Origin of the sequence: Dielma fastidiosa, assembly GCF_000313565.1 — a bacterium.
Lineage (GTDB): Bacteria > Bacillota_I > Bacilli_A > Erysipelotrichales > Erysipelotrichaceae > Dielma > Dielma fastidiosa.
On the sequence record NZ_HE578927.1, the window covers coordinates 355,056 to 365,962 of the forward strand.

13 protein-coding genes and 1 pseudogene are annotated in these 10,907 nt (G+C 38.3%); 5 read left to right on the top strand and 9 right to left on the bottom strand.

Translation table 11 applies throughout. The features are described from left to right. The 7 genes and pseudogenes from DAHG_RS11605 to DAHG_RS11640 all read right to left on the bottom strand — a co-directional run. Nucleotides 1–315 (bottom strand): annotated as a pseudogene (locus tag DAHG_RS11605) (L-ascorbate 6-phosphate lactonase); the annotation flags it as partial. Nucleotides 316–583: 268 nt separating this feature from the next. Further along, the gene (locus DAHG_RS11610; protein ID WP_022938525.1) at nt 584–1,414 is read right to left on the bottom strand and encodes a Cof-type HAD-IIB family hydrolase; all 831 of its coding nucleotides are present in this window, start codon (nt 1,412–1,414) and stop codon (nt 584–586) included. A 210-nt stretch (nt 1,415–1,624) separates the two neighbouring features. Beyond that, nucleotides 1,625–2,944: a 6-phospho-beta-glucosidase gene (locus DAHG_RS11615; RefSeq protein ID WP_022938526.1), complete on the bottom strand. Its 1,320-nt coding sequence runs from the start codon at nt 2,942–2,944 to the stop codon at nt 1,625–1,627. 344 nt (nt 2,945–3,288) lie between these two features. Next, on the bottom strand, nt 3,289–3,615 hold the full coding sequence (locus tag DAHG_RS11625) for a PTS lactose/cellobiose transporter subunit IIA (RefSeq protein WP_022938528.1): 327 nt from the start codon (nt 3,613–3,615) through the stop codon (nt 3,289–3,291). A gap of 13 nt (nt 3,616–3,628) precedes the next feature. Next, on the bottom strand, nt 3,629–4,639 hold the full coding sequence (locus DAHG_RS19485; RefSeq protein ID WP_022938529.1) for a PTS sugar transporter subunit IIC: 1,011 nt from the start codon (nt 4,637–4,639) through the stop codon (nt 3,629–3,631). Between the two features lie 32 nt (nt 4,640–4,671). After that, complete coding sequence (locus DAHG_RS11635; protein WP_022938530.1) at nt 4,672–5,397, bottom strand: amidohydrolase family protein; 726 nt, start codon at nt 5,395–5,397, stop codon at nt 4,672–4,674. After that, nucleotides 5,394–6,125: an amidohydrolase family protein gene (locus tag DAHG_RS11640; RefSeq protein WP_022938531.1), complete on the bottom strand. Its 732-nt coding sequence runs from the start codon at nt 6,123–6,125 to the stop codon at nt 5,394–5,396. The genes DAHG_RS11635 and DAHG_RS11640 overlap by 4 nt, the downstream gene beginning before the upstream one ends. 272 nt (nt 6,126–6,397) lie before the next feature. Here DAHG_RS11640 and DAHG_RS11645 point away from each other — a divergent pair, with 272 nt between their 5' ends. From DAHG_RS11645 to DAHG_RS11655, 3 genes are read left to right on the top strand one after another with little or no spacing between them, the layout of a single operon-like run. Continuing rightward, nucleotides 6,398–6,730 (top strand): MurR/RpiR family transcriptional regulator, encoded by a 333-nt coding sequence (locus DAHG_RS11645; RefSeq protein WP_022938532.1) that lies wholly within the window; start codon nt 6,398–6,400, stop codon nt 6,728–6,730. 50 nt (nt 6,731–6,780) lie between these two features. After that, nucleotides 6,781–7,251 carry a MurR/RpiR family transcriptional regulator gene (locus tag DAHG_RS11650; RefSeq protein WP_022938533.1) on the top strand — a complete coding sequence of 157 codons (471 nt, stop codon included), beginning with the start codon at nt 6,781–6,783 and terminating at the stop codon, nt 7,249–7,251. Between the two features lie 2 nt (nt 7,252–7,253). Next, nucleotides 7,254–8,156 carry an AEC family transporter gene (locus tag DAHG_RS11655; protein ID WP_022938534.1) on the top strand — a complete coding sequence of 301 codons (903 nt, stop codon included), beginning with the start codon at nt 7,254–7,256 and terminating at the stop codon, nt 8,154–8,156. A 17-nt stretch (nt 8,157–8,173) separates the two neighbouring features. On the opposite strand, the gene DAHG_RS19490 is transcribed toward DAHG_RS11655, so the two are convergent. After that, entirely contained in the window at nt 8,174–8,593 is a 420-nt protein-coding gene (locus tag DAHG_RS19490; protein ID WP_022938535.1) for a DUF4430 domain-containing protein, read from the bottom strand. After that, the gene (locus DAHG_RS19495) at nt 8,590–9,090 is read right to left on the bottom strand and encodes a hypothetical protein (RefSeq protein ID WP_022938536.1); all 501 of its coding nucleotides are present in this window, start codon (nt 9,088–9,090) and stop codon (nt 8,590–8,592) included. The genes DAHG_RS19490 and DAHG_RS19495 overlap by 4 nt, the downstream gene beginning before the upstream one ends. Nucleotides 9,091–9,176: 86 nt before the next feature. Here DAHG_RS19495 and DAHG_RS19500 point away from each other — a divergent pair, with 86 nt between their 5' ends. Next, the gene (locus tag DAHG_RS19500; protein WP_022938537.1) at nt 9,177–9,569 is read left to right on the top strand and encodes a (deoxy)nucleoside triphosphate pyrophosphohydrolase; all 393 of its coding nucleotides are present in this window, start codon (nt 9,177–9,179) and stop codon (nt 9,567–9,569) included. Nucleotides 9,570–9,662: 93 nt separating this feature from the next. Beyond that, nucleotides 9,663–10,838, top strand: coding sequence for a CAP domain-containing protein (locus tag DAHG_RS20605; protein WP_022938538.1), 1,176 nt, complete (start codon nt 9,663–9,665; stop codon nt 10,836–10,838). Nucleotides 10,839–10,907 lie beyond the last annotated feature (69 nt).

The window sequence follows — 10,907 nt, forward strand, 5'->3', positions numbered from 1 at the left end:
TGGATCATATACGATCGGTGCCGCTCTTAAATTCGGTTGGGTCATCCGGCCGCCGGTCATGTTGCGCATCTGATGGAACGGTGCCATCTCTTTTGTTTTCTTACTGCGCTTGCCATTGCCGAACCATAGATCCACTGCAATGTTTGTATTATTTTCCGTCTTTACCCATAAACCGGTACAGCCGATCCACCACATTGCGAAGGTACCTTTTTCTACTACCTCCTGGTCGATCTCCTCATTCAGCCATGTTCCCCATTCTGGGAACGCGCCTAATATCCATTTTTCTCTTGTGATTTCATCTACCTGACTCATCATTATTTCCTCCTTTTATCAGTACAGATGCCGTGCATCTTTGCTATCTTTATTGTACACTGAAAGCGAAACGCTGACAATCAATATATATGAACAATTCTATCATTTTATGAACATGTAACCGCATTCTCAATCATTTAACAATCATAAATGCAAAATCATATTCATTTTATCGGTTATAATAATTCAAAACATTCATAAAATCGAAATAAAAATGACAGGTACTTGCCGCCTGCCATTTTACTCGCTTTAATTATCTATCATTGTCCGTTTAATCAATAAATGACGCAATCACTTTAGCTACACCGTCATCATTATTTGATTCCGCAATAATAGTTGCCCGCTCTTTCACAATTTCCATGCCATTCACCATTGCCACTCGGGTATCCGCACAATCAAACATACTCAAATCATTTTCCCAGTCACCAAATACGGCTACTGCGTCATTGCCGATGCCCATTTCCTTTTTAATAACCTCAATTCCCTCACGCTTTGATACATTTTTCTCGAACAAGCCATAGATACCATAGCCTGTCGCTTCCATGCAGCAATTTTCAAGAGTGTCACAATACGCTCTTAAGGCGCTCAGCTTTTCCTCTTCATGTTCATAAGCAACAATTTTAATAATATTATGATAGGAATCAAAAGGTTTTGTCAGATCTACCGTTTCTACCTTCAGCTTTTTAGGGAAGCCAAGACTTTGCGCCAGCTGTTCGTAATCAGTAACCCGCTTTGCCATTTTAGCTTTGCCTGCTTCATAATAAATCGTATCTGGTGAATAAAACATAAAGGTCAGCTGCTGTTCCTTAAAATAAGTCAGAATCTTGATCGTATTCTCATGACTTAACGCATTCACCAGCAAGAACTGATTGCTGTTTTCATTTTTCACGACAGCCCCATTGCATGATATCGTATAGTCACAGCCCAGAATTGAATCCCGATAAATTGACAGCATCCCATCAAAACGGCCGCTGGCGATGCAGATTTTAATACCGGCAGCTTTAGCCTTTTGAATCATTTCGACTGTATAAGCACTGACTTTCTTTTCATCATTCAGCAATGTACCGTCAAGATCAGTAACAATCAATTTAATTTTACTCATAACATCCCTCTTCTCTTGCCTTTTTAATATCATATTTTAATATGAATTACAATCGGCAGCGGGCAACTGTTCATATAAAAAGAGATTTGATCCTGAATTAATAAGAATAGTTTTGATAGCAATAATTCATACCATTATTTATCAGCGAGAATCACTATAAAAACGGTACAGCCTTAACTATACCGTTTCTATATCGATATCTCTAGATATTTATTTATAAAATTGAGGGAGATATTCCCGATGTGCTTCCATCAATTCCTCTAGCAGAGCTTTTGCCAAAGCTTCATCTTGAACTAGCGGATTCATTGTCAGCGCGAATAATGCTGTTTCACGATTTCCTTCAATCGCCGCTTTGGCAGTAAGTTTTTCAAATGATTTAATATGACGGCATAAACCTTCAACTTGATCAGGCAGACGTCCTACAGTAATTGGCCGAGGTCCCTCTTTGGTAATGACCGAACTGATTTCCACAACTTCATCTGCCGCAAATGATGCGCAGCCGCCATTATTCAACGTATTAACAACCTGTATGTCACCACGGTCATTATAGATAGAATCTATTAGACTACATGCAGCATCACTGTAATAAGCACCGCCGCGCTGCTCCAATTCCTTGGGTTTAACATCAAGAGCAGGATCAGCATAATTAGCAAATAATTCTTGCTCAATCCGCTTGACTACCTGTGCCCGGCAGCAACCATTTTCCGCCTCCTTTATAGCGTGTTGAAGCATAATATCCTTATAAAAATAATAACGAAGATACGGGCTTGGAATACAGTTAAGTTCATGCAGGAAAGCTGGCGTATAAGGCAGCGTATCAAAGCGTTCTTCATAAGTTTTGCCATCATTATAAGCCGCTAAAGCATCAATAACCTGTTTAGAAATATCCTGTCCTTGATAATAAGTGTGTAAGCCAAAAACCATATGATTCAAGCCAGCGAAGTCCACCCTCAGCTGTTTAGGGTCAAGATTCATTAATCTTCCAATTCGATGAACAATTACCGTTGGCGAATTACATAAACCAATAAATTTCTTCCAACCTGTATATCGTAATACTGCTTCCGCATTGAGACCGGCAGGGTTTGTAAAGCTAATGATCCACGCATCAGGACACAATTCCTGACAATCATGAATAATATCAATCAGCACAGGAATTGTCCTTAATGCTTTAAACATACCACCAGGTCCATTTGTTTCTTGTCCCAGAATACCATACTTGGCAGGTATAATCTCATCTTTTTTACGCGCATCCAACTGACCTACACGAAATTGAGTTGTTACAAAATCGGCATTCTTAAGCGCTTCGCGGCGATTCAATGTTGAATGAATTTCAATATTAGCATTCACACGCCGCACCATCCGCTTTGCAAGATCAGTAATGATATCCAGCTTCTCTTTGCCTGCTTCTATATCAACAAGCCAAAGCTCACGAACTGGTAATGTTTCACTGCGTTTAATGAATCCTTCTATCAATTCAGGAGAATACGAAGAGCCACCACCAATCGTAACAATTTTTAATCCTGTTTTCATATCTACTCCTTCTTTCTATCAATGACTATAATCTTCATTTTAAATAATAAAGGATAAATGAAAAAGTTGATTAAAATGATCAAGCTGAACATATAAACAATACCTGGCAAAAAGCCAAGAATCAAATAATATATTGCACTCAGCAGCAAAACAACCTTCAGTAAAACATCGACATAAGTTAAACTCATATGTTTTAAAATGCACTTCACAGGATATTGTTTCAGACACATTTTGCACTGAACTCCATATAAATAGAGCAATCCAAATCCTTTAAATAATAACTTATAATGATTAGCATGACAAATACATGGCTGTTTTGAACATTTCATCTCAACTCTCCATCCTTATTTTTTAGTCTCAAGCAAAGCTATCAGACGTTTTGTATACTGAATTGAATTAGCGGCATTCATACAGATATCCATTGCATGGATCATCAGAATAGAAGGCACGATTTCCTCACCTTGAGCTTCTTCATTCATCAGCTCATATTGAGAACGATGAGCAATAAGCAATTCCTTTTGGGCTTCATCAAGAATAGCATAAGCCCTCTCTGTATCACCGCTTTCATATTCATCAATTGCATCAAAAACCTTAGCATTTGCATCACCAGCATGCGCTACAATCATTAATAAACGCTGCTCAATCTTTTGTGTTAAATCCACCTCATTCATAAAATCCTCATTTCTAATCAGCCAATGCGGCTTGTTCTTCTTGAACCTTTTGTTTATCGTACATCTTAATAAAAGGATAATAAATGACGCAGTTTAAAATCAGCAACACAAACCACCAAATTAGGTTACGCAAATCACCGCCTGATGAGAGATAAGAACCAAGAAAACCTGGTAGTGCCCAATGCAGCGTCACATATGTACGGCCAATGATATTCAAGTAAGTCAAAATCCAGGTCATGACTAGATTGAATGTATTCGCAAATAAGAAAGGAATCAGCATAATCGGATTCAAAACAACAGGCAAACCAAACCAGAATGGTTCTGTTACACCAAACACAGCTGGCAAAGCTGCCAATTTACCAATTTCTTTCAGATGCGATGATTTGCTGATAAAGGCAATCATAATACATATTGCAAATGCTGAAACACTTGAATCTTGATAAAAGCTCTCAAGTGAAGGGGTGATAATATTCGGCATTGGCAAACCAGCAGCAACTGCCGCCGCATTCGCCTCAATATTTGACAGCGCGAATGGATAAAGCGCACCACCATTAAAAGCAATAATACTGCCGCCGTGAATACCCGCAAACCATAATGTCCTTGATACAAGGCTTTCTAGTGCAACGGCGAACGGTGAATCAGCAGCTACCGCAAATGGTGAAATTAATAAAGCGATAAGTTCTGGAATGTTTACCCCTAATACAATACGCACTCCCCATACGAGTACGACAATAATTCCTAATGAAATCAGCATTTCAAAGGCAGCTGATATAATTGGTGGTACTGAATCAGGCATTTTAATCAAAATACCGCGTTTGGTAAATTGATAATTCAAAAAGACTGTTACCACGCCCGCTAAAATTGCACAGAATATGCCTTGTGATCCAAGATAAGCTAAACTAATTGTCCCCTCTTCAGTTAATGGATTAACCATAATCAGAAAAATTGAAACTGTTGCAACACCGTTAACCAAAGGCTGAATCTTACTTGTGATAGCAAACTGACAGATAACCAGACTTTTCATTATTACTCCTTTCTGATACAGAATTTTATTAATTATTCAACCTGTATCTCAGCCATAATTCGTTTAAAATTTTCACTGTAAACCATTGCTTTTTCATGTTCATCATTCAAAGCCGATTCAACACAGCTCTTCATAACATTAAAATAATTAAACGGCGTATCCGTGCCAAATAACACATGATCAAGAACCCCCTTATTTTTTGCGTCATTGATCACACAAGCATTGATATTTGATATTTCTATATAACAATTTTTATTTTCTGCACAAACTTCAATTGCGTGGCTGGTCATGAATAAAATTCCAGCATGAGCCATGATAAAATTAATATTTGGATAGCGCTTAGCAGCTTCAGCAAATTTATACGGATGAACAAAATTATTATCACCGCAGTAACAGATGACTGGTAAATGATATTTATTAGCTATCTCAAAGGTTGGACCAGTTACTCTAAAGTCATCTATAGAAAACCCATGAGTAGGCGTATCTAGCTTCAACCCCTTTAAGCCCAATTCACAGATAGCTCGTTCAAGCTCTGCCTCAGGATGCTTCTTTGTATGATCCAAGACTGCAAAACCGATTAAACGATCAGGATATTTTCTGACTGCTTCAGCAATATAATCATTATTGGGATAAGGTACATAAGAGAAGACCACAGCTTGATCAATTCCAGAAGCATCCATCTTTTCAATTATCTCCTCAGCACTTTGGCCCTTTCGACCGCGGCGATTGCCAATGTGATTATGAGCATCTATAATCATATCTGCCACCCTCTTTCTTCTATTAAAGCTTGCATATTGCCGCCCATAATCTTATCTAGCGTACATTCATCATCAGCAGCAAGCCGCATCTTCAGCTTTTCCATTTCAAAATGATAAAAAGGAATATCCGTACCCATTAAAAATTTATCAGGACAAGCCTTAACCGCCCGTTTAACGGCACTAAGCGAAACTGTAGAGCCATCCAGATAAATATTATCGTTTCGCAAACATACCTTAATTGCATCATCTGCAAGCCAGCAGCCGCCCATGTGGGCAAGTTGAAATGTTACCTTAGGCCAGCGTCGAGCTGTTCTCTCAGCCTGTAATGGCGAACTGTTCGGCGCATCTGAGGTACAATGCATAATACAGTGCAAATGATATTCATCACAAATAGTCAATAAGGGGTCTAACATATAAGCACGGTCAGCCGGATATGCATCGATAACCGGATGAAGTTTTAACCCTTTCACTCCATTTTCACAAACATAGCGGCGAAATCGTTCAACACAATCCGGATGATAAGGATTCATAAATGCGAATGGAATGAAGCGATCCTCATGTCCCTTAATAGCTTCAAGCATCATTTCATTATCCTCTAGCTTAGAAGTGGCCGGCATTAAAAATACTTTCTCAATTTCCGCAGAATCCATTTCCTTTAGAAGTGCATTTACATCAAGTACCTCATCATTACGGTTCTTTAAATGCACATGAGCATCCATATACTTCATAACTTCCTCCTTCAGGCGCCTATCTTTGTATACGCTTACATCATACATTAAAAAATTGGTCTGCGATGATCCAAGAAATGACACTTCTGTACCATTTAAAGAGAATGAAAGGAACATCTGTTTCAAACTGACTGTAATATTCTTATATTTTCCTTTTTTTGGAAGAATTTCATGTCATTTTTGAGTCAACTGTTTCATTTTATGAAACGAGTAACGCAGCTGAATTGAAGTATAATAATTATAATGACAAACATGAAGGAGGATTGATTAGAATGAGTTTTTTTCTGGAACTGCAAAAGAACATTGCCTCAACTCCGGTAGAAAAATGTATCATCAATTATATTATCAATCATCCCAATGAAGTGATTGAAATGACCATGGAGGATTTAGCAAGAGAAACCTATACTTCACGTTCGACAATCTCTCGTTTCTGCAAAAAAAACGGCTATGATGGCTTTAATTCTTTAAAAATACAACTAGCTATTGAATTAAATATGTTTTTAAAGGATGAGGTTAGTGTAAATACTTCTCTGCCTTTTGATAAAGGTGATGACTCATTAACAATTGTAGATAAAATAATTTCTCAAATACATACTCGATCTTAGAAACAACTAGAACAAATCCGCCTGACAAACTAGAAAAGCTCGTTGAGAAAATGCTGAACGCAGAGAATATTGTTTTTCTTGGTGTTCAATTTTCTGGTATTGCCGCGTATGATGCCCACTTGCGTTTTTCAAGAATCGGTATGCAAAGCAAATTCTTTATTACAGAAAGTGATATTTTGACTTATGCATACTTTGCCAAGCCTAAGGATGTTGTTTTTTTCATTTCTTACTCTGGTCAGACTGCTGTAATTTTAGAAGCAGCTGAATATGTTAAACGTAAAGATGCTTATATGGTTTCAATAACTAAAAATCATAACAATGAATTATTAGAATATTGTGATCAACACTTGTATATTAATTCTAGCGACGATCCTGAAAATAATCTTTCACTTTCATCAAGAATTGCAACCCTGAGTTTAATTGATACCATATATGGTATCCTGATTAATAAAAAAAGTGACAGTATTTATGAGCGGCTCATGCAGACCAATAAAATTTATAAGAAGCATTTTGGCAGCTAATTATGTTACTTGCGGGAATCATTGCTAATCAGATTTTAGTTATGTTTATGTTGATGCTCATTGGCTTTGTACTAAAAAGGAAACAATTTCTGCATGATAACGGACTCAAAGACATGACTAATCTTCTTTTGATTGCAGTTATGCCTATCGTTATCGTGAATGCATTTTGTGTGCCTTATGAAAATAACAAAGCATTCAAACTGCTCATTTGTTTATTACTCTCAGTTTTTATCCATTTGCTATTTATCGTTATGGGAAGACTGTTATTTAAAAATAACGGTATGTTTCAAAATGCAGTCATCCTTTCAAATGCTGGATTCATGGGCATTCCTTTGGTTATGGCGATACAAGGTGTAGAAGCAGTTTTTTATCTTTCAGCTTATATGGCTGTTAACAGCATTGTTCAGTGGACATACGGTCTTTCTAAATTAAATAATCAATTCAAATTCTCATTGTCTTCCATTATATTTACACCCGTTATGCTGGCATTTGCAGCTGGGTTATGTATTTTCTTCTTTGACATTCACACGCCAAAACCCTTGCTGACACTGATGAGTCACATAACAAGCATGAATACACCTCTTGCTATGATTCTTTTGGGAGCCTATCTTGATCAGTTGCAGGTGAAGGAATTAAAAAAACATATTATAATTTTGTGGAAACCAGTATTATGTCGATTAATTCTGTTTCCTTTGACTGTATTTTTCTTGCTCAGCTTATTGCCTAACAACCTTTACGACATAAGAATCATTTATTTAATTCTTGCCGCTTCCCCAACCGCTCTTAGTGTAGCGCTTTTCGCTGCTCGCAATAATCAGCAAACTGCGCAAGCCATTGAAATCGTCTGCCTGAGCACCTTGTTATGCTTAATTACTATTCCATTCCTCATTTTACTGGCAGGATAAAGAAAAACTAGCCGAAGCTAGTTAAATTGATTTGTCAGTTTAAACAGAAAAACATCACCATCTGCCAAATTGACAGAATTCGCCGCCGGACAATAGCCGCCTTCTGCTTCACCGCATGACTTATTGTTATCAGACTCAAACACCCAATAAGCGTCATCATGAGCATCTACTCCCATCATTGAAGTAATAAACAGCCCATACTGACCTTCTTCACCAACAACCTTTAACGCTTTCTCTGAAGTTAACAGCGTTGCCAGTATTTCATCTGATGTTTGAATCACATCATCAAACAGTACCTCATCATTCATTTCATCGACGATTTTAATCGTAATATTTTTCATTCCTGCCTGTGGTTTAGGCATCAGCATATTAACAGCGATCATCACAAGCAGTACCAAAACCGCAAGACCGCCGAGAATCAATCCTTTTTTCTTCATTCTGAAAATCCTCCTCTGATTTTAATTAATTGCCGATATAAGGGATCAAATAGAAAAGCTGCCTCACAAGCACTTAAAAAGCCTTGAATCAAACTTGTTTTTAATCCCATCAGCATATAGATCATTGTAATTTTACCTGAAAACAACAGAAACGGCAAGTCTACCAGCTGACCAAGCAGAAATGAGAATAAGAAGCAGATACAGATAGTCCACTCATTGCGGCCAATCAGCAAATTGCGTAAATGGTAGGCAGTAAATGAATAACACGGAAACAAAACAAGATACATGATTGTCCACGGCAGGATGCCCCTGGTCAGCATATTGATCAAAGCAAAAACTGCCGACGCGAGCATTGATTCTTTTAATGGAAAAACAACAGCAAAAAGAAGGGTGATCAAGGTCACCGCCTCTAAATATAATATTTGCGAAAACATGGTAAATACTACATATTGAAGACAGGCCATGATCGCGATTCTGGTTAATTGTGAAGCCTTCATTCCCTCACCTCATAGATAATAGAATACCATAATTTAATTCTCTTCACAATGCGCACGGTTCCTGATACAATTGATTCGGTGATATTATGAATCAACTGCAAATTGTCTGTGGCTGTCTGATTGAAAATGATCAGGTTTTCATCGCCCAGCGGCTGGGTAAGGATGCCGGCCTGTGGGAATTTCCCGGCGGTAAGGTAGAAAATGGTGAAAGTCACGAGGAAGCTGTCATTCGTGAGCTTGAAGAAGAGCTTTCGATAAAGGCTGAAGTCTTAAAAAAGCTATGCACGATAGAGGATAATACGAAGGATATTCCCCTTATCGTTACCGCTTATGCCTGTCAGATTCTGGAAGGTAAAATTCAATTAAGCGTTCATAGCCATGGCACATGGCTTCTTCCCAGCGCCATTGATTTAAGGACTTTTCACACATCGGATGAGCCAATAATCCGTGCTTTAATTGATTTTATGACAGCTGAATAACCGGTTAAGAATTTGTGAAATCATGTGATTGTTTTACATTTCTTAAGAAATTTGTTAGAATTGGAAGTGCAGTGAAGGTCTGGAGGTTGATTCATGCATACTTTTAGAAAGACATTTATCAAAAAAACATGTATCTTTCTGACAGCGGGTTTTACCTTTACCATAGGGTTTGCCGCTGACAGCGTCTCACTATTTCCACATTTAAGTTCTAATGTGATGAAAATCAAAGCTGCGGCTCCAGTTGAAAGTAAGCCGCTGAACAACAAACCAGCCGAAGTAGAGGTAGATAAAGAAGCTATTTCCGTCGGCAAAATCCTTGATGTAGTGTTCAAGGATGGCTATTCGCAGGTTGCGGAAGCAAAGAAAATCGAGTCAGCTGATTTATCAAAATCTACATATGCGATTGACTCGCTAATTATTGAAACCGATTTAGATTTTGATAAACTAGGTGAACAAACAGGAACTCTGACTGTTTATGATCAGGGTGCCAGCAATGTTAATCCGGCAATGATTCTTGCTACGAATGAAACCGAACCAATTGAAAAAATGGATACGAATATCAAACATAATTTCACTGTTGAAATCGATGTTAAGGATACCGTCGCACCGGAAATCCATTTAACTACGAGTGAAATTCTCCTCGATAACGGAGAGGAAATCGTTCCGGAAGAATGGGTCGATTATATTTGGGATAATGCTGATGGCTTGATAACCGAATGGGAATTTGATCCGAATGATTTGGATATCAATAACGGCGGTCATTATACCGGTATTTATACGGCAACTGATTCAAGCGGCAATACGGCAACCGAATACTTATATATCGCTGTTAAGGAAAAGGAAGCAGTTTCCCGCCTTGCGACTTATAACACAACGTTTGCATCTTATTCTGCCGGTGCTAATACTAGTGGTTCAATTTACGAACTTGCAAATCTGATTAACTCCTACCGTGCATCCTACGGACTGGGGTCGCTGACAATGGATACTGGCAACCTTGGTGCTGCCGCTCAATTAAGAGCTGCGGAGGCCAGTGGTTATGTATCACATTATCGGCCGAATGGTACATATTTCTCTACGGCTCTTGATGCTTATGGCGTCGGCTATAATACAGCCGGTGAAGTTCTTACATATGCTGGCACAACCCCTTCAGCAGCGCTGAATTGGTGGATGTCATCACCAGCTCATTGGTCATCATTAATGAGCGGCCGTTATACATCAATCGGTATCGGTTATTACAACGGTATGTGGTGCGGTGTATTGATTGGTTAATAAAGTTAAGCTGCGGCTAATGGCGTAAATGCCTTCAACCGCAGCTTTTTTTACATATATAAATATAAA